This is a genomic window from Candidatus Cloacimonadota bacterium (assembly GCA_012522635.1).
Taxonomy (GTDB): domain Bacteria; phylum Cloacimonadota; class Cloacimonadia; order Cloacimonadales; family Cloacimonadaceae; genus Syntrophosphaera.
In genome coordinates this window covers 43,386-61,337 of record JAAYKA010000023.1, presented here as the reverse complement: position 1 = coordinate 61,337, position 17,952 = coordinate 43,386, and the positions used below count along the sequence as shown (strand labels likewise).

General features: G+C 48.5%; 19 protein-coding genes. 17 read left to right on the top strand and 2 right to left on the bottom strand.

Annotated elements, in window-relative coordinates; translation table 11 throughout:
- Positions 1-35: 35 nt before the first annotated feature.
- The 17 genes from rpsP (at position 36) to GX135_01355 (ending at position 14,807) form a co-directional block, all read left to right on the top strand.
- Entirely contained in the window at positions 36-356 is a 321-nt protein-coding gene (gene rpsP, locus GX135_01435) for a 30S ribosomal protein S16 (protein NLN84751.1), read from the top strand.
- A complete protein-coding gene (locus tag GX135_01430) occupies positions 340-570 on the top strand; it encodes a KH domain-containing protein (protein NLN84750.1) in 231 nt (76 codons plus the stop codon). Before rpsP ends, GX135_01430 begins: the two co-directional genes overlap by 17 nt.
- Positions 571-1,080 carry a hypothetical protein gene (locus GX135_01425; GenBank protein NLN84749.1) on the top strand — a complete coding sequence of 170 codons (510 nt, stop codon included), beginning with the start codon at positions 571-573 and terminating at the stop codon, positions 1,078-1,080.
- Positions 1,077-1,760, top strand: coding sequence for a tRNA (guanosine(37)-N1)-methyltransferase TrmD (gene trmD / locus GX135_01420; GenBank protein ID NLN84748.1), 684 nt, complete (start codon positions 1,077-1,079; stop codon positions 1,758-1,760). Before GX135_01425 ends, trmD begins: the two co-directional genes overlap by 4 nt.
- Before the next feature lie 308 nt (positions 1,761-2,068).
- Positions 2,069-2,422, top strand: a complete 354-nt coding sequence (gene rplS / locus GX135_01415; protein ID NLN84747.1) for a 50S ribosomal protein L19 — start codon at positions 2,069-2,071, stop codon at positions 2,420-2,422.
- Positions 2,423-2,502: 80 nt separating this feature from the next.
- The gene (locus GX135_01410) at positions 2,503-2,967 is read left to right on the top strand and encodes a methylated-DNA--[protein]-cysteine S-methyltransferase (protein ID NLN84746.1); all 465 of its coding nucleotides are present in this window, start codon (positions 2,503-2,505) and stop codon (positions 2,965-2,967) included.
- The gene (locus tag GX135_01405; GenBank protein NLN84745.1) at positions 2,964-3,344 is read left to right on the top strand and encodes a holo-ACP synthase; all 381 of its coding nucleotides are present in this window, start codon (positions 2,964-2,966) and stop codon (positions 3,342-3,344) included. The genes GX135_01410 and GX135_01405 overlap by 4 nt, the downstream gene beginning before the upstream one ends.
- Before the next feature lie 48 nt (positions 3,345-3,392).
- A complete protein-coding gene (locus GX135_01400) occupies positions 3,393-4,034 on the top strand; it encodes a nucleoside monophosphate kinase (protein NLN84744.1) in 642 nt (213 codons plus the stop codon).
- The gene (locus GX135_01395) at positions 4,034-5,722 is read left to right on the top strand and encodes a potassium transporter Trk (GenBank protein ID NLN84743.1); all 1,689 of its coding nucleotides are present in this window, start codon (positions 4,034-4,036) and stop codon (positions 5,720-5,722) included. The genes GX135_01400 and GX135_01395 overlap by 1 nt, the downstream gene beginning before the upstream one ends.
- Before the next feature lie 12 nt (positions 5,723-5,734).
- Positions 5,735-6,445, top strand: coding sequence for a TrkA family potassium uptake protein (locus GX135_01390; protein NLN84742.1), 711 nt, complete (start codon positions 5,735-5,737; stop codon positions 6,443-6,445).
- A complete protein-coding gene (locus tag GX135_01385; GenBank protein ID NLN84741.1) occupies positions 6,442-7,191 on the top strand; it encodes a hypothetical protein in 750 nt (249 codons plus the stop codon). The genes GX135_01390 and GX135_01385 overlap by 4 nt, the downstream gene beginning before the upstream one ends.
- Entirely contained in the window at positions 7,175-8,215 is a 1,041-nt protein-coding gene (locus tag GX135_01380) for an RluA family pseudouridine synthase (protein NLN84740.1), read from the top strand. Before GX135_01385 ends, GX135_01380 begins: the two co-directional genes overlap by 17 nt.
- On the top strand, positions 8,208-9,431 hold the full coding sequence (locus GX135_01375) for a bifunctional 3,4-dihydroxy-2-butanone-4-phosphate synthase/GTP cyclohydrolase II (protein ID NLN84739.1): 1,224 nt from the start codon (positions 8,208-8,210) through the stop codon (positions 9,429-9,431). Before GX135_01380 ends, GX135_01375 begins: the two co-directional genes overlap by 8 nt.
- Before the next feature lie 36 nt (positions 9,432-9,467).
- Positions 9,468-10,046: a hypothetical protein gene (locus tag GX135_01370; GenBank protein NLN84738.1), complete on the top strand. Its 579-nt coding sequence runs from the start codon at positions 9,468-9,470 to the stop codon at positions 10,044-10,046.
- Positions 10,047-10,142: 96 nt separating this feature from the next.
- Complete coding sequence (gene lon, locus GX135_01365; GenBank protein ID NLN84737.1) at positions 10,143-12,494, top strand: endopeptidase La; 2,352 nt, start codon at positions 10,143-10,145, stop codon at positions 12,492-12,494.
- A gap of 123 nt (positions 12,495-12,617) precedes the next feature.
- A complete protein-coding gene (locus GX135_01360) occupies positions 12,618-14,060 on the top strand; it encodes a hypothetical protein (protein ID NLN84736.1) in 1,443 nt (480 codons plus the stop codon).
- A 3-nt stretch (positions 14,061-14,063) separates the two neighbouring features.
- Positions 14,064-14,807 (top strand): 1-acyl-sn-glycerol-3-phosphate acyltransferase, encoded by a 744-nt coding sequence (locus GX135_01355; GenBank protein ID NLN84735.1) that lies wholly within the window; start codon positions 14,064-14,066, stop codon positions 14,805-14,807.
- 194 nt (positions 14,808-15,001) lie between these two features.
- Here the strand turns inward: GX135_01355 and GX135_01350 are convergent, their stop codons facing one another.
- Together GX135_01350 and GX135_01345 are read right to left on the bottom strand one after the other, a co-directional pair.
- On the bottom strand, positions 15,002-16,912 hold the full coding sequence (locus tag GX135_01350; GenBank protein ID NLN84734.1) for a SpoIIE family protein phosphatase: 1,911 nt from the start codon (positions 16,910-16,912) through the stop codon (positions 15,002-15,004).
- The gene (locus GX135_01345) at positions 16,909-17,910 is read right to left on the bottom strand and encodes an ABC transporter substrate-binding protein (protein ID NLN84733.1); all 1,002 of its coding nucleotides are present in this window, start codon (positions 17,908-17,910) and stop codon (positions 16,909-16,911) included. The genes GX135_01350 and GX135_01345 overlap by 4 nt, the downstream gene beginning before the upstream one ends.
- Positions 17,911-17,952 lie beyond the last annotated feature (42 nt).

Sequence of the window (17,952 nt, the reverse complement as noted above, 5' to 3'; positions counted from 1 at the left end):
TAGCTTAATCTTATTGAAAATAGCAAGGAGAAATAATGGTCAGACTGAGACTGAAAAGGATGGGGGCTAACGACCAGCCCTTTTACCGTATTGTGGCAGTGGACGCCCGCGCCAAACGTGACGGAAAATATATAGAAAGCATCGGTTGGTATGATCCCAAGCCCAATCCTTTCAAAATCCAAGTCGATAAAGATCGCGCCCTGTATTGGCTCGGAGTCGGCGCGCAGCCCAGCGACACGGTTCGCTCCCTACTGCGCAAAGCTGGCATCCTGCAGATTTGGCACGAACAGAAAATAGAAGACAGAAAAGCAGCTAAAAACGAACAGCAAGAGGTGACAAATGAAGGAACTGATTGAATTTTTGGTCAAGGCTTTGGTTGATGATCCCAGCGGCGTCAATATCACCGAGGTTCAGGGCGATAAAATCACCCTTTACGAACTTCGCGTTTCCAAGGAAGACATCGGCAAAGTGATAGGCAAAAAAGGCCGCACAGCCGGCGCAATCCGCACCATTATCAACGCAGTCAGCACAAAGCAAGGAAAGCGCGCCCAGCTCGAGATAATCGAGTAAATGAAACTATCAGACCTGATTGGCATCGGCCGGTTGGGCGGAAAGGACGCGGACGGGTTTTACCCTGTGGTGGTAAAACCACGTTTTCGCGATGTCTTGGCAGAAGCCAAAGACGTATATTTGATCTTTAACAGTGATAGAGTGTTTTTCGTAAGTATATGTGAACGAGACGACAGCGATCGAAAACCGAGGTTGAAATTTGCCGAGGATGGAATAGCTGAAGAGCGAGTTAAACACCGCGAAGTGATTTTGGCGCTTCCTCTGGAAAATGAAGAGGAAGAGGAGCCGGAAGAGCTTTTGGGATATAGCGTTGTGTTCGAAGAACGCGAAATTGGCAAGGTGACGGATTATTTTCACAACAACGCGCAATATGTGTTGGAAGTGACCGCCCCTGATGGCGCTGAAATCCTGATTCCGATGGTCGATTTCTTTATCGGCGAAGTGATGGAAAATCCCGGTGTGATAATTTTGATTAACGCCGAGAGTTTGCTCTCGGAAGCCGGCGAATGAAAATTGATATCCTGAGTCTGTTTCCCCAGGCTTTCACCAGCGTGTTGGAAAGCAGCATCGTGGCAAGAGCCATCGCCTCCAAGGCTTTGGAGGTGGGGATAAGCGATTTTAGAGCTTTTAGCGGCAACAAGCATAACCAGGTTGACGACTATGCCTTTGGTGGCTTCCCCGGCATGGTTATCCGGGCAGAACCGATTTACAAGGCCATCGAAGAGCTTTTGACCGATGGCTACGCCCCCGTGGTGTATTTCACCCCTCAAGGCAGGGTTTTGAATCAAAAGATTTTGGAACATTATTCCAGCCTGCCGAGGGTGATTCTGATTTGTGGACACTACAAGGAGATTGACCAGCGCTTGCGGGACCTCGCCGTTTGTGATGAAATTTCCCTGGGAGATTATGTCCTTTCCGGAGGTGAAATCCCGGCTTTGGCTTTCATCGACGGTGTGGCAAGGCTCCTACCCGGAGTTTTGGGCGATATTGGTTCCGCTGAAATGGATTCCTTTGCCCAAGGCAAGGCTGAGCTTGGCTTTCCCTGTTACACCCGTCCTGAGGAATGGATGTCACAAAAGGTTCCACCCGTTTTGAGGGAAGGGAACCACGCCAAGATTCAAGCCTGGGCTCAAACGCAGTCCCAGAGCCTCACCAAGACCCGGCGTCCGGATTTGAAGCGCGAAAAATAGCGCTCCTTTCTCTCCGGCGATCGCGAACATTTTTTTAATAATACCAAGCAGGAATAAAAGTTTCCACATCTGTTAGGCGTGGAAAAACGGATTCTGCGACGCCAGCCGCGTTTGAACGGTTTGGCGATTCTGACCTTAACGAAAAAGCTGGAGCCCAAAAACCGGCAACAGCAATGGACTGAAGTTCAAGATGCGGCGGATTCCCACCTCGGGTTTCAAGGCCTTGAGGTGGCGGAAATGATTCGTCCGCGGTACCGTTTCCTTTGCGCAGGAAGTCTTTTATTCCGAGTAGATATAGGGAGGAACCCATGGATATTCTGCACACAGTTGGCAGAGACCAAATCAGAACCGACTTTCCCGATTTTCGCCCCGGCGACACGGTGAAAGTCCACTATAAAATCAAAGAAGGCGGAAAGGAACGCATTCAGGTGTTCCAGGGTATCGTGATTCAAAAACGTGGATCCGGTATCTCCAAATCCTTCACTGTCCGTAAGATATCAAACGGCGTTGGTGTTGAGCGTGTTTTTCCTCAAAGCTCGCCAAACATCGACAAGCTCGAAATCGTCCGCTATGGTCAGGTTCGCAGAGCCAAGCTTTTCTATCTGCGCCACGCCAAAGGAAAAGCTGGACGCATCAAAGAGCGCAGACGTTTCACAGCATAGCTTAAGAAAAACTGTCACTCAGAGCCCCAGACTCCAGCGCGAGAACGGGGCTCTGGTTTTTTCAAGGCGGGAGGCCTAAAATGGCATCGCAGAATATATATGGATTCAGCTTCGAGGGTATGGAACTGGGGATTGTGGTTAAGGATGGCAAGGTTCGGGAAGTGGAGTTTGGAAAATATCCTGACAAAGGTGGGGGAGAGGAAGTTGAGGAAGTTCGCAGACAGTTGCGGGAATATCTGAGCGGGAAAAGAAAAGAGTTTGATTTGAAGCTTGAGCCTCAGGGAACCCAGTTTCAGAAAGATGTGTGGAACGCCATGCTCGAGATTCCCTACGGCGAAACACGCAGCTATAAAGAAATTGCGCAAAGAATCGGCAGACCTCTGGCGTATCGGGCCGTGGGACAGGCTTCAAACCGGAATCCGATTGCCATCATCATACCCTGTCACCGGGTGGTGGGCTCAAATGGTTCGCTGACCGGATATGGCGGCGGCATGCCCATCAAGATCAGACTTTTGGATTTGGAAAAAAAGGCTGAAAAGAAATGACCCTGGGAATTGGGACAGACATCGTGAAGGTGGCGCGCATAGCCAGATTGTTGGAACGCCATCCCGAGTTTATTCACAAGGTTTTCACCGCTTCCGAAATCGAATATTGTAATTCGCGCTCGTTTCCGGCTCAATCCTACGCCGCCAGATTCGCCGCCAAAGAAGCTGTGATGAAGGCTCTGGGCACGGGTTGGGACGGTCAGGTGAATTGGCGTGACATCGAGGTTTTGAACACCGGGGAGGGGGTTCCAAAATTGAAATTGCACGGCTTGGCGCTGGAGCGTATGAAAGCTTTGGGCGCTGAGAACGCCCTGCTTTCGTTGAGCCACGAAAAAGAATTCGCAGTGGCTTTCGTTGTGTTGACTGGCAAAGCTTGACAAATGGATGTGATATGAATATATTGGCTGAAATTGAGGTATTTTGAAATGGAATGTTATGTTTTCTTCGGTATTCAGGGAAGCGGAAAAGGCACGCAGGCAAAGCTCCTCAGCGAGAGGACAGGCTTTCAGCATGTGAATATTGGTGACCTGCTGAGGGAACAAGTGGCCCTGGGAACCGAACTGGGAAAACAGGTGAGCGGAACCATAGGCCTGGGTGATTTGGTTATGGACGAGATTGTCTATAAGCTTGTGGGGGATTCGTTTTGTGAGGGTTGCAAGGGTATTGTGTTTGATGGATTTCCGCGCAATATGGCTCAGGCAGAGTATCTGGTGAAGCATTTTGAGGTGAAACACGTGTTTTTCCTGCGTTTGGACCAAGAGAAAGCCATCGAAAGAATCTCATCCCGAAGGGTTTGCGCTTCCTGTGGCTTGAATTACAACCTGGTGAGCGGAGCGCCCAGCCGGAAGGGAATTTGTGATGATTGTGGGGGAAAACTGGTGGTTCGCGACGACGACAAACCAGCCGCCATCGCCCGGCGGTTTAAAAAATTCTACAAGCGCACCCTGGCTTTGCGTGAGTTTTTCCAAATAAGAGGCTTGCTCTCGGAAGTGGACGCCAGCCTGGAGATAGATGAAGTTTCGGCAGCCATCAATTCGATTGTGGATACCGAAACCGGCAACAGATAATGCGTAAATTTATCCGGGCGGTTCTTTCCCAAGTGGAATGGGCTGCCTACCTGTTGGCGATTTGGAGCCTTTTGGTTCTGTTTTTGGAGCCGGTAATCAGCCATTACGCGGATTATAACGTGGTTCAAAACTGGACAGCGGGGGCAAATCTGGTGTTTTTGGGTTTGGCAATTCTCAGCCGCTTGGTTTTGAAAACTGGGAGAGGAATTGGCAAAACAGTGTGGTTCGACCTCGTTATGTTGGTTCTGGGCACGGTATTGATGGTATTTTATGCCAGGATTGTCATCTTTTTCCTGTTGATCCGACAGACTTTTTTCATCCTGGATTTTTTCATTTTCAGGCTGTATCAGGGAAAGGTCTATAAATGGCTGTCGAAAAACCCGCCGGTGAGCCTGATGTTGAGTTTCCTGCTTGTAATCCTGATTGGATCGGTGTTGTTGATGTTACCGGTGGCGAACACGCGCAAGGAAGTTACGCCGGTTGTGGACGCGCTTTTCACCGCCACTTCGGCAACCTGCGTCACAGGGCTCACGGTTTATGATGTCGGCTCGTATTTCAGCAAGTTTGGGCAGATTGTAATCCTGATTCTGATTCAGATTGGCGGGCTGGGGATTATGACGGTTTCCACGGCTTTCGCGCTTCTTTTGGGCAGGAATATCGATTTAAAGCTGAAAAATGTGATGAGCCAGGTGGTGGGTGGGACGAACAAGGTCAACGTTTTGCATCTTTTGAAGAATATCGTGATTTTGACCGTGAGTCTGGAGCTGGTTGGCGCCTTGATTTTGATGGCCAAGTTCCTGAGGGGAAACACCTTGAGCCACGCCATCTATCTTTCCGTGTTTCATTCAGTTTCCGCTTTTTGTAACGCGGGATTTTCGGTGTTTCCGGATAATATGGCGAGATTTGGAGGCAGCGCCATCGTGAGCCTTGTCATCCCGGCACTTATCATTCTGGGCGGTTTGGGTTTTACCACCATCATTGATTTGCTTCGCTATTTTTTCAAAAAGGACAGGGTTAATTCGCTTAATTTGCACACGAAGATTGTGTTGGTGACCACTTCCGTGCTGATTTTGGGCGGGATGTTGTCTTTTTTGACCATGGAATATCACGTTACGATGAAAGGGTTCACGGCACCGCAGCGCTTTCTGAGTTCATTTTTCCAGTCTGTCACCCTGCGTACAGCGGGTTTTAGCAGCTTGGATTTTGGAGCGATGAGCAAGGCGTCCATCTTTGTGAGTATGATTTTGATGTTTATCGGCGCGTCGCCTGGTTCCACCGGAGGCGGGATTAAGACCACAACGTTCGCGGTTTTGGGGCTGACAATGGTTTCCCTGCTGAAGGGGCGCAAGGATATCAGCGTGTTTGGAAGGCGCATCCCCTCCAATAATTTCAGGGAAGCGGCAGGTTTGGTTTTTCTTTCCGCCGCGATTTTGTTTTTCGCTGTTTTGGCGCTGCTGTTGGTGGAGCCTTTTTCGCTTGACAAGCTGCTATTTGAGGCTGTATCAGCTTTTGGGACGGTTGGCTTGAGCATGGGCATTACTCCCTATCTCAGCCCGCTGGGCAGAATCCTGATTACGTTTTTGATGTATGTGGGCAGGATTGGTCCTTTGACCCTGATTTACGCGTTCGCGGTGGGGTCAAAGAAAACGAACATCAAATTTGCCGAGGAAACCATAGCCATCGGCTAAGAGGATGAAATTATGGCACGTTACGCAGTGATTGGATTGGGGCGTTTTGGCATGACCGTAGCCAATATTTTGGCTGAAAACGGGATGGAAGTTTTGGCCATCGATAAAGACCAGGATTTGGTGGATGAGATAAGCAGTCAGGTTTCACAGGCTGTTTGTATGGACGCCACGGATGAGAACTCGTTGCGGAACATGAATTTGAACGAAGTGGACGCCGTTATTGTCGGCATTGGCAGCAACATTGAGGAATCTGTGTTGAGCTGCGCGATTTTGAAAAAGATTGGAGTTGGCATCATTCACGCCAAAATTGAGAACCATCTGCACGGCAGGATTTTGGAGCTTATCGGTGTCAAGCGTACCATTCTGCCGGAAGAAACTGTTGGCTCGCAATTGGCGAACACGCTCATCTCCAAACATATTTTGGAATATTACAACCTCACCAGCGGACACGTCGTGATTGAACTGGTCGCGCCACAGGAATTTGTGGGTAAATCGCTGCAAGAGTTGGCTTTGCCTACAAACCGCGGGATAAATGTCATCGCGATTAAATATAGCTATCTGGCAGTGACCGACGAAGGTAAAAACATTGTGGAACAAAAGCTTAACGATATGCCTGGAGCGAATGACGTGATTAAGGAAGGAGATGTTTTGATGTTGATGGGACGCAAAAACGCGATGGATAAACTGATTGGCGATGTGGCGCGCCGAAGGGAGTTGAAATGAAAAAATCGATTGTGGGTCGCTACCATCTTTTTTGGGCAGTGTTGATGGGGTTAATCCTGTTGCAGAGCGCGGTTCTATTCGCTATCACGCTTCGCGGCAGGGAGTTTGATTCCTTGGTGAATGATTTGCAGACGGCGCTGATTTTGTCTGTGTTGGTCATATTCATCTATAGCGTTGTGATTTATAACATTGTCCCCTTGATGCTCAAAAAGAACCTGCGCCGGACGGAGAAATTGATCAGCGAAATCACGCATGGGAATTATGATGTGGATTTGGATGCAGAAATCAAGGAGCTGGGCTCAGACCGGGAAATCATCGGCCTTCTAGAAGGTTTGAAGCAGATGTTGCGCAGTATCCACGGTTTTGACCAAGCCAAGGAAAACAAAATTTACGAGCATGACCAGCGCATAAAACAGCTCATCAACCTGCTTCCCCAGGGGGTGATTATCGCTCTGAACAACGGTGATATTAGCTATTGCAACGACACCCTGAGACGGCGCTATCCCTCCTTGGTGGAGTGTTTGAACATTCGCGACCTGAGGCTGAAAGACGAATTTGACCAACGGGTTTTTAGCAAGCTAATGGAATCGCTGAATCACGGGGATAACCTTTACGACCAGAGGATTCCTTCCTCGGACTATCATAAACTGACCATATTGAATGGAGCAATCGTCCGAAACGCGGCTGGTGATTCCATCGGCGGAGTTTATACACTAAGTTTTTCAGAACATGCGAAACAGGATTAAGGTAGTTTACGACAAAGACGAAGCCAGCCGTCTGGATAAACATCTGGTGGACTTGAGGATACAAGAGCTCTACAGTCGTAGCTTCATCGAGAAATTGATTGAGGAAGACCGCATCCTGGTGAATAATATCCCGGTGAAAAAGAGTTTTCTGCTTTCCAAGGGCGACGAAGTGGACATTTCCCTGCCCGAACTTATCACTGAGGAAGTGGTTCCACAAAATATCCCGCTGGATGTGGTTTATGAAGATGAGCACCTTGCCTTCATCAATAAACCCGCGGGAATGATTGTCCATCCTGGTTTTGGGGCGTCTGACCAAACCCTCGTGAACGCCATTGTTTTTCGTTGGCGGGAAGACCTTTCCAGTGGGAGGGAAGCAAACAGACCTGGAATCGTGCATCGTCTTGACAGAGGCACATCGGGTTTGATGATAATCGCCAAAAACGACCCCACTCAAAGCGCTCTGAATGATATGTTTGCCCGCAGGCAGATTAAAAAGACCTATCTGGCAATCACCACCGGGGTTCCAGACCCCGCGGAGGACAGCATTGAAAGCCACATCGGACGCTGTACCAGCAATCCGCGCAAGATGTGTGTGACCCCGCAGGGACGCTGGGCTTTGACCCATTACGAGGTTGTGAAATTCTATCACTATTTTTCTTTGGTGAAGATTGGACTTGAAACCGGACGGATGCACCAAATCCGGGTTCATTTTGCCGACCGTAACTATCCGCTTTTGGGTGATTTGCTTTATAATACACGCAGGCAGGTTCACGCCTTGGTTCCAGACAACATGAAGCGCAAGGTGACAGAATTGCTGACCAAACATCTGTTGAGGCAGGCTTTACACGCTTGGCGGCTGGAGCTGGAACATCCCATCACAGGCAGACATCTGGATGTGAGGGCGGAGCTTCCCGCGGATTTTAATTATACCCTGGCATGGCTGGATCATTATTTTGCCATTGACACAGAAGCCTGGGATTTAAATTCGATCCTGGACAAGGAAAAGGAAAAACCAAATGACTGATAAACAAGATAGAAGCCCTTTCAGCAGCATTGAGGAAGCCATTGCGGTTATCGCGGATGGCGGAATGTTGATTGTGGTGGACGACGAAAATCGTGAAAACGAAGGCGACCTTCTGATGGCGGCAGACGCTGTGACACCTGAGGATGTTAACTTTATGATTTCCCAAGGGAAAGGTCTGCTCTGTGTCCCTCTTGAAGCGGAGGCGATGGAACGTTTGGATTTGCCATTGATGACCGAGGAAAGCACAGACCGGCATGGCACAAAATTCACTATTCCAGTTGACCTGCGGGAAGGAACCACCACGGGAATTTCCGCGCAGGAACGAGCGAAAACTATTGTCGCTTTGGCTGACCCCAAAAGCAAGGCTCAGGATTTTATGCGTCCCGGACACATTTTCCCTCTTAGGGCGGAAAAAGGCGGCGTGTTGAAGCGCGCCGGACACACGGAAGCGGCGGTGGATTTGGCAAAACTGGCAAGGCGTGTTCCAGCTGGAGCGATATGTGAGATTATCCGTGAAGATGGTCAAATGGCGCGTTTGGACGACCTGATTCCCTTCGCCGAAAAACATCAGTTGAAAATTATCACCATCGAAGACCTAATCTACTATCGCCGTCACCGGGAAAAACTGGTGGAATGTGTTACAAGCGCAAAATTGCCCACACCTTATGGAAATTTTGACATATGTACCTATAAAAGCACCGTTTCTGATGAATATCACCTGGCATTGGTGATGGGGGAGATTAACCCCGATGAAGAAATTTTGGTGCGGGTTCATTCCGAATGTCTCACAGGAGACGCACTCCATTCCATGCGCTGCGATTGTGGCGAACAGCTTAAACGCTCTTTTGAGCTGATTTCCGAAGAAGGAAAGGGCGTGATTCTCTATATGCGCCAGGAAGGTAGAGGAATTGGTCTCGTCAACAAGCTGCGCGCTTATCACCTCCAGGACGAAGGATTGGACACCGTGCAGGCAAATTTGGATTTGGGTTTTCCCGCCGACAAGCGGGATTACGGAATCGGCGCTCAGATTCTGCGGGATTTGGGCCTCAGAAAAATACGTTTGCTAACGAATAACCCCAAAAAGATTGTCGGATTGCAGGGTTATGGAATTCAGATTACCGAGCGGGTGCCAATCGAGATTGAGCCTCGCGATTCCAACTTTGAATATCTGCAAACCAAGAAAAATAAAATGGGCCACATCCTTAAACAGGTGTGAACCAGAAACCCATCATCCCATCCTTGAGGAGGATCGATGCTTTTTCTAAAATCACTATTGTTCATCGTGCTGAATGTCGGCTTCGGCCTGTTGTTGGTTTGGCTGGTAAAATGGTTCTTATTCAACCCCCGCCAAAAAAAGATATTTGGTTTCACAAATCCGCTCACTCCCGGTTTTTTGGTGCGTAAGCGAGATTGGGTGTTCAACAAAGCCAGGGACCTTTTGCAGGACTATCTGGAACAGGCGGATGACCCAAGAAGAAGTTCCGGATATCTGTTTAAACTGGAAGAGGATTTGCGGGAATGGACATGGGAACAGATGTCTTTTGTGGACAACTGGCCCCTTTTACCGAGAGGTTTGAAAGCAAAAATCCGAGATTTGATTGCATCTGGAGCACGCAGTCTTGCCGCAAAACTCCTTCGTAAAACCGTGCCCCATTTGGTTCAGCAATGGCGGATTGAACACCGCATCGATGATTTTGATGAGAAGTTCGACCTGGAGTTTTTCACAAAATATTACAACCAATATCTCCATAAACCTGTTCTGAAGGTTGTGGGTGCCATCAATCTGGTGCTTGGTATTTTGAATATGGTGATGTTTTTAGTATTGGCTTAAGTGGGTCAGAGGCATTATACATATTATAATAGCTCATAATGAGTGCATCTGCTTTGACGCAGATAATAATTCCAATTGACAATTCAGGAGCGCAAAATGGAAGAAAAAAACAGCCGGATCCCCAGAACATTGCCGGTATTGCACATCAACAACGTTGTGATGTTCCCATACCTTCTGATGCCTCTGGTGGTGGCAGATGAAGAGTCCAGACAGGTGATTGACCATGCTCTGGCTCATGATAAAACAATAGCATTTTTCCTGGATCGGGACAAAACCGGTCCAAACGATATTGGCCTGCATGAATATGGCACTGCCGTAACCATTTTGAGAATGCTGAGAAACCAGGATGGTTCCATCAGCCTTCTGCTGCAGGGAACCTCCAGGATTCGCCTGCAGAAAACAGCCCAGCGGGAACCATTTATCATGGTGGACGTGCAAAGCATTCCGGAACAAACATCCGAGGATACCGAGGTTCATGCCTATCGCACCATCGCGATTGAGCTCATGGAGAAGATAGCCTCTGAAAGCACGATTTTGAACAACGAGATGATTGCCGGGCTCAGCAGTATCAAACAATCCGGGCGTGTGGCAGATATCATCGCCGGAAACCTGGACCTTCAGATTGAAGACCGTCAGGCAATTCTGGAAACGGTTGACCTCAAACAGCGGTTCAAATATCTGAACAACTGTTTGGCGGAAATGATTCGTCAGATGAGGATGGAAAACACCATTCGCAGCAACATTCAGCTTGAGATGAGCGAAGACCAGCGCAGATATTACCTGCGTGAACAACTGGACGCCATTCGCAAGGAACTGGGTGAAAGCGATGAAGTTAGCAAGGAAATCCTCAAATGGCGGGAACTGATTCAAAAGAATAAACTCCCGGATTATGTGGAGGAAGTGGCGTATGAGGAATTGGAACGCCTGGCATCAATGCAGCCAGCCGCCAGTGAATACGCCGTCGTGCGCAACTATCTGGATTGGATTGTGAACATGCCCTGGAACACGCACAGCAAAGACAGTCTGGATTTGAAGCGCATCGACAGAATCCTCACCAAAGACCACTATGGCCTGGAAAAACCCAAGGAACGGGTTCTGGAATACATCGCGGTGAAAAAGCTGAAGGGACACCTGAAGGGTCCCATCCTCTGTTTTGTGGGGCCTCCCGGAACGGGCAAGACCTCCATTGGTCAATCCGTTGCCCGCGCGCTTAAAAGGAAATTCATCCGCATGAGCCTGGGCGGAATCCACGATGAAGCTGAAATCCGCGGACATCGCCGAACCTACATCGGTGCCATGCCTGGAAAGATTATGATGGAAATCAAGCGCCAAGGCACGGCAAACCCGGTTTTCATGCTGGACGAGATAGACAAACTGGGACGGGATTTCCGGGGCGACCCAGCCTCAGCGCTTTTGGAAGTGTTGGATCCAGAACAGAACCATAGCTTTGTGGACAACTATCTGAACCTTCCCTTCGACCTTTCCGAAGTGATGTTCATCACCACGGCAAACTCTTTGGACACCATCCCTCCAGCCTTGCGGGACAGAATGGAAATAATCGAATTCACCAGCTATCTGGAGAACGACAAAGTCGAGATTGCCAAACATTATCTCATCCCCAAGGAAAAGGAAGCCAATGGTTTGGCAGACCATCAGATTCGCTTTCATAAATCAGCCCTGCAGGAGCTCATTCGCTATTACGTGCGGGAAGCAGGGGTTCGAAACCTGCAGAGGCGGATTGGAAGCATCTATCGCAAAATTGCCAAGGAAGTTGCGGATGGAGATGAGGCAACCAGCGTCATCAACGCCGCCACGGTGAAAAAATACCTCGGCCCCCGCAAGTTCAGCCTGGAGCTTGCCAATCGTAAACCTGAGGTCGGAATTGCCACGGGGTTGGCTTGGACCAGTTATGGTGGCGAGATTCTCTTTTGTGAAACCACGGGTATGCCTGGTAAGGGCATCATCACGCTGACCGGATTGTTGGGTGAAGTGATGAAGGAATCTGCCCGCATAGCGCTCAGCCACCTGAAGGCAAATGCACATTTTTATGGCATTGAGCCTCATAAATTTGAGAAATACGATCTCCACATACATATACCTGCCGGAGCCGTTCCCAAGGATGGCCCTTCAGCAGGAATCACGCTTACGACGGCACTCGCCTCGCTTTTCACCGGCCGAAAAGTGAAACATGATTTGGCGATGACGGGCGAGGTGACCCTCACCGGTAAGGTTTTACCTGTGGGTGGATTGAAGGAGAAAATCCTCGCCGCGAAAAGAGCGGGAATCAAACAACTCATCCTGCCCCGTGAAAATCAGGAATCCATCAGCGATTTTGCGCCCGATATTCTGGAAGGGATGCAGATTATCTGGGTTGATACGGTGAAAGAAGTGTTGGATAAGGTTTTGCTGCCTTCCGCAAGTGACAGGACAGACAAAAAAGCTGGCTGAAGATGGAACTCAAAGCCTCTGTTCCGGCCATGCCTGGCTGGGTTTTAGAGATTGAAATCCGGCAAAAACCGCAATCCATAGAGATTTTCGGTTTGAGTTTCTAAAACCTGGCATCCTGACCTGATGGACCGTTTTCCGAATATCCTCATCCTGCTGGATTTACCATCCGCTTTCATTCCGAAAGCGGAATTTGTGTTGAGGACTTTTTGTCGGATTTTGCGCCTTCATCCTCAATTTACCTATGGCGACAGGATTGAAGGTGTGCATCTGTATTACGGACCACCCACGCATCATGAATACCCATTGAAGATTTATTTCGATCCAGCCACGCCATCCTTTTTCGACAGCCTGGAGCTGTATCCTCTTGATAAGGTGGATTTTTACCGCTACCAAGGGGAATATATCCCCTTCCTTTTTTCACAGCCGGGCCCCATTTTTGCCTTTGGTCAAAATACAATTTCTTTCCATAAAGATATTGTCGCCAGCGCCTTCTATTTCCTCACCTGCTGGCACGAATATATTCTGGGTCGTCATGGCGAGCCGCGTGGACGTGTGGATTTTCGTCAATCCCTGCAATATCGTTGGGATTTCACTCAAATCCCTGTGGTGGATGTATATTGCCAGATGTTGCTATACACCATTGAGACTGTTTTGCCCCAGTTTATCCGGGAAGTGAATTGGAATGAAGACCGACGTTTCGCACTCTCGCTTTCCCACGATATTGATTATTGGAACTACTGGAGCGGGACTCAAAAGACCGACACATTTAAATATAACCTGCGAACCTGGTTCCGTCGACCTCTCACAGCCACGTACAAGATTCTGGGACACAGTTTCCACAAAAACCTGATACATAACCCGCGCCGCCAGATTGCCTGGATGGTTCGAAAAGAGCGGGCATTGGGTGTCAAATCCACTTGGTTCCTCCTTGCCAAAAACGATTTTAAGGATAAACGCCAGAATTATATCTCAAACCCCAAGGTATTGGGTCGACTTAAGAAATTGCTTGAGGGAGAGGAGATTGGCCTTCATGGCAGTCCCGAATCCGCGTTTGATGAAAGTGTGTTGTGGACAGAACTGGACAGGTTGAAACAGGCTGGGTTTAAAATCAAGGGCTATCGTTCCCACTACCTCCATTTCGATTATCAAAAGAGTTTTAACATCCTGGAAAGGGCGGGGATTAAATATGATTCCACGCTTGGATATTGGGAAAACATCGGTTTCCGTGCTGGCATCTCTTTTCCATTTTACCCGTTTAACATCGAGGAAAATCGACCCTTCCGGGTGCTTGAAATACCGCTTATCGTGATGGACACCACTCTGCATTCGCAAAAAGCCATGAATATGAACCCTTTTTGGGCGAAAGTGACGCTGGGCAGGATGTTGGATATGGCGCAGAAATATCAGTCTCATCTCTCGCTTCTTTGGCACAACAACACATTCGATCCAATTGATTTTCCTTTTTGGGGCAGTGTTTATTGGAATGTTTTGCGCCGGGCTGTCCGCAAGGAAGCCTGGATTACCTCTCTCAACGAGATTGCCAAAGAATGGATTAATATGGAATAGATTATGAAAAAAGCCTTAAACTTTGTGACCAGCCTCCTTTGGAAAGCCTTTTTTATTCTTGTGATGCTGGTTGTTTCCCTTCTTTTACCCTTTCAATATTTGAGCCGGCTCTTTGTTTCCAAACGCCGCCAGCGTCATAACGCTTGGAGGGTCGCCCGCGCCTGGGGGAGGGTAACCTTCCTTTCCACAGGTTCCAAGCTGAAGGTCACTGGCCTGGAAAACATTCCTGCCGATGGCTCCATTTGCTTTATGGGGAACCACCAAAGTTATTTCGATATCCCTGTTCTGTTGGGCTTTATGGGGCGGCCGCTGGGTTTCATCGCCATGCAGGAACTTGCAAAAGTACCTGTATTGAATGTTTGGATGAAGGAATTGCCAAGCTTTTTTCTGGATAGGGAAAACGCCCGTCAGGCTCTCACAATCTTCAAGGAAGCCGCTCAAGTGATGAAGGAAGGCCTGCCCATGCTGATTTTCCCCGAAGGCAGGCGTGCCACTGATGGCAAAGTTGGGGATTTTCAACTTGGCAGTCTCAAGCTTGCCCAAATGGCTGACGCAACCATCGTTCCCTTCGCCTTGGACGGCACCAGGAAGATGTATGAATTTGATGGAAACATTCACCGCAATAAAGTAATTCTCACTGTTTTTCCACCCATCACTCCGCAGGATCCGATTTATCAGGATAAAGAAGCTTTGGCAGAGCATCTCCGCAGCACCATCCAAGCCCATCTTCAAAAGCCAAGACTCTGAATTATGGGGTTATAATATAAGAACGAGTCTGTTGTAAAAGATTATTTCTGAGCCTAAACTTATATCTGGCTTAAGGTTGCTTGAAAAACATAAGGGACACTAAGGGCGGCAGCCAAGAGCGAAGGTTTTTATTTAGCAATACGGATGAGTTCATCTTCGCATCAAGATGAACGACAATAGGTTAATCGAAAATTTTAAGACTCTTGCAAGTTGCCCAGATATTCTATTGCCAGGATGGTGATGTCGTCGCGTCCCTTCTCCGGGTCGGCAAAATCTAAAACTGCTTCCAGGATTGCATTGGTTGTTTTCTCGGCTGAGACGCCCTTCAACTGTGCCAGGGTTCTTTCCAGCCCTTGAGTTCCAAAGAGGTGTTCGTTTGGATTCGTGGCTTCTGTTACACCGTCTGTCACCAGCAGAATTTTATCTCCGGCTGTGAGTGTGAATTCCTCACTTTTAATTTTGATATTCTCAAAAAAGCCAAGCGCCGTGGAGTGTGTGCGCTCGTGTTTGTGGATTTGGCCATCATTACCTAAAATATATAGTGGCAGGTGTCCCGCGTTTGAAAATACGCAAACTCCGCTAACAAGATCGATAATTCCCAACGCCATGGTCAAATAGCCAGCTTCCAACTTGTGGCTCATGAAAAAGGTGTTCAATTCGCTCAAAATCGTTTGCGGTTTTTCATGGTTGGGCGCGATGTTGCGCAGAAGTGTGGTGGCCATGGTCATGGTCATCGCGGCGCCTACACCCTTGCCCACAACGTCCGCGATTGCAAAAAGGAAGCGTCGATTATCAACCATGAAATAGTCAAAAAGGTCACCTCCTACCATGCCGGCTGGCTCCAGAAGTCCATAAACATCAAGGTTGGGGGGCTTGCTGGTGTTACCGTTTGGGATCAGGCTTCTTTGAACGTTGGAGGCAAAAGCCAGTTCTGCGCTGATGCGATTCTTTTCCTGGGTCAGTTCTTTCAGGTTTTCAATATGCGTGCTTAGTGAACTCTTCATCGCTTCAAAGTTTTCAGCAATCACTTGGACTTCATAGGATTCTGACTCAATCGGTGGCGATGGGCTCAGGTCTCCCGCGCCTGCCAGTTTGATTCCCTCCACCAAATCCATGAGTGGCTCATTCAACGTTTGGACCCTGAACCAGAGCATGAACGCCAAAACCAAAAACCCAAACAGGACTGCCAGAGAAAGAATGATGCTTAGATAGCGCAAATGCGCGAAAACCTCGCGATGAGGAACCATCGCCACCAGTGACCAACTATTTGAGGGCAGGGGATGAAACGCAATCCAACTGTCGTCAATGTTTCCCAGGTCTCGGCCACGCTCAAAACCTTGCTCTCCTCTCACCACTCGTTTTGCCACTTCCCTCATCTCTTTTGTGGGGGTGAGGTTAACCAGGTCGAAGACTGTATAGTTCATTGCCAGGCTGTCGCGGGGATGGGCCATAATCATGCCGTTTGAGCCCACCAAAAAAGCCGTCCCGCTTTCCTTGACCCGCATTTTAACAACAATTCTGCGCAGGTTTGCCAAGGGCAGATCCAACCTGATAATACCAAGGTTTTTTCCCTTTTTGGTCAGTTGGATACTGTAGGAACAAACAATGGTTTTTGTTCCTTCGCCGTCATACCATGGATCGCTCCAGTATGGTCGTCCCGTCAGCCATGGAATCTGGTACCAATCTTTGAACAAAAAATCGTCGCTCACGCTTTGATTAGCATTAATTCTTTGTTCTTTCAGGGTGAAAGTGGTGGCATGTGATGAATTTGGTTCAAAATAAGCCAGGCAAGCCGAAGTCAGGACGGGGTTATCCAGCAAAAGATGGTGGATGTGGCGCTGGATTTGAGCATCATCGTAAACCCCATCATTCACCACACTTTGCAGATTTTTTGCCAACGAAATTATCCCCGAAAGATTGCGATCAATAATCTGGACATTGCTTTCCACCAGGTTTGAGATTGACTCTTCCTGGTTTGTTCTTTCCACATCGAAAAGCATTCTCAAAATCACAAAAAGCAGAGAAACGAAGAGAACCGCCATGAACAATAAAAGCTGTCCGATTAATTGAGAGCTCAATCTCTGGGTCTTTTTCTTCATTTTCATCGTGGGCAGAACTCCTCATAGGGGATGGGTTTGTCCAGTTCTCCGTTTTCCATTAGAATCTGGTTTGCAAAATCCAAATCGCTTTTTTGCAGTATTCCCGGCTCCCCGGCTCCCAAAACAAGGTCTTGCAAATGTTGAAGCATCCATCGTTGGTGTCCGATGTTTGTGGGGCGATGGTTGCTGCGCATTCTTTCGGTAACGATTTGGAGAGTTTCCTCCTGGTTTTCAAAGGCGTAAAGCCAGCCTTCCTGAGTTGCCTCGGCAAAATCCCTGCATTGTTGAGGGTGTTTTTGATAATAATCTTTCAAAACATACAGCCCATCCTCAACCACGTTGAATCCCAGTTCTGCCAGGCTGAAAACAGTCAGATCCTCTTCGTCCAATCCTGCCATCAGGATGCGGTGATATTCGTTGTAGGAGGTGGCGTTCATCATGTCCACAGCGTTGCTGAGAAGAAGGTTAACGCTCCAATCGATTGGAATGGCCCGGATGCCCAAATCTTGCCTGTCCAAAAAATAGCGGACATAGCTTTGTCCTCGCCAGACACCAACTTTTTTCCCTGCCAAATCTTTCAGATCTCGAATCCCCGAGCTCTTTTTTCCCACCAACAGGGTGGCGCTTTTTTGAAAGGTCTGCCCGATGTTCACCACCTGTCTTGGGCTGTTGAAATAGTTCATCCCCAAAAGGAGGTGTAAGCTCACCACATCCGCGCTTGAATCCAAAAGCGAGCCGTAAAGCAGATGATCCGGACCGCCTTCCAAAATTTCCACATCCAAGCCACGTTTGAGATAAAAACCTTTCTCCAAGGCTACGTAAGCCCCGGCAAACTGTGCCTGATCCAGCCATTTCAGCCTATAGCGCATTTTAAAGAGACCCTCCTTCTCCAATTCCGTGCTGTCCATAGCTGCGTTTTTGGGGGTTGAGGCAGGTTTTTCTTGCCTGGGGCATGCAGCCAAAAGTAGTAGCAGGGCACACAACAGGCTCAAGGTCTTTCTCATTGCTTTGGCATCCTTTTTTTCGCTGAATCTTTTTTATGGTTT

What these genes read in the sequence shown, in the direction of transcription:
- rpsP (NLN84751.1), top strand. Translation starts at nt 36, where the DNA reads ATGGTCAGACTGAGACTGAAAAGGATGGGGGCTAACGACCAGCCCTTT.
- GX135_01430 (NLN84750.1), top strand. Translation starts at nt 340, where the DNA reads ATGAAGGAACTGATTGAATTTTTGGTCAAGGCTTTGGTTGATGATCCC.
- GX135_01425 (NLN84749.1), top strand. Translation starts at nt 571, where the DNA reads ATGAAACTATCAGACCTGATTGGCATCGGCCGGTTGGGCGGAAAGGAC.
- trmD (NLN84748.1), top strand. Translation starts at nt 1,077, where the DNA reads ATGAAAATTGATATCCTGAGTCTGTTTCCCCAGGCTTTCACCAGCGTG.
- rplS (NLN84747.1), top strand. Translation starts at nt 2,069, where the DNA reads ATGGATATTCTGCACACAGTTGGCAGAGACCAAATCAGAACCGACTTT.
- GX135_01410 (NLN84746.1), top strand. Translation starts at nt 2,503, where the DNA reads ATGGCATCGCAGAATATATATGGATTCAGCTTCGAGGGTATGGAACTG.
- GX135_01405 (NLN84745.1), top strand. Translation starts at nt 2,964, where the DNA reads ATGACCCTGGGAATTGGGACAGACATCGTGAAGGTGGCGCGCATAGCC.
- GX135_01400 (NLN84744.1), top strand. Translation starts at nt 3,393, where the DNA reads ATGGAATGTTATGTTTTCTTCGGTATTCAGGGAAGCGGAAAAGGCACG.
- GX135_01395 (NLN84743.1), top strand. Translation starts at nt 4,034, where the DNA reads ATGCGTAAATTTATCCGGGCGGTTCTTTCCCAAGTGGAATGGGCTGCC.
- GX135_01390 (NLN84742.1), top strand. Translation starts at nt 5,735, where the DNA reads ATGGCACGTTACGCAGTGATTGGATTGGGGCGTTTTGGCATGACCGTA.
- GX135_01385 (NLN84741.1), top strand. Translation starts at nt 6,442, where the DNA reads ATGAAAAAATCGATTGTGGGTCGCTACCATCTTTTTTGGGCAGTGTTG.
- GX135_01380 (NLN84740.1), top strand. Translation starts at nt 7,175, where the DNA reads ATGCGAAACAGGATTAAGGTAGTTTACGACAAAGACGAAGCCAGCCGT.
- GX135_01375 (NLN84739.1), top strand. Translation starts at nt 8,208, where the DNA reads ATGACTGATAAACAAGATAGAAGCCCTTTCAGCAGCATTGAGGAAGCC.
- GX135_01370 (NLN84738.1), top strand. Translation starts at nt 9,468, where the DNA reads ATGCTTTTTCTAAAATCACTATTGTTCATCGTGCTGAATGTCGGCTTC.
- lon (NLN84737.1), top strand. Translation starts at nt 10,143, where the DNA reads ATGGAAGAAAAAAACAGCCGGATCCCCAGAACATTGCCGGTATTGCAC.
- GX135_01360 (NLN84736.1), top strand. Translation starts at nt 12,618, where the DNA reads ATGGACCGTTTTCCGAATATCCTCATCCTGCTGGATTTACCATCCGCT.
- GX135_01355 (NLN84735.1), top strand. Translation starts at nt 14,064, where the DNA reads ATGAAAAAAGCCTTAAACTTTGTGACCAGCCTCCTTTGGAAAGCCTTT.
- GX135_01350 (NLN84734.1), bottom strand. Translation starts at nt 16,912, where the DNA reads ATGAAAATGAAGAAAAAGACCCAGAGATTGAGCTCTCAATTAATCGGA.
- GX135_01345 (NLN84733.1), bottom strand. Translation starts at nt 17,910, where the DNA reads ATGAGAAAGACCTTGAGCCTGTTGTGTGCCCTGCTACTACTTTTGGCT.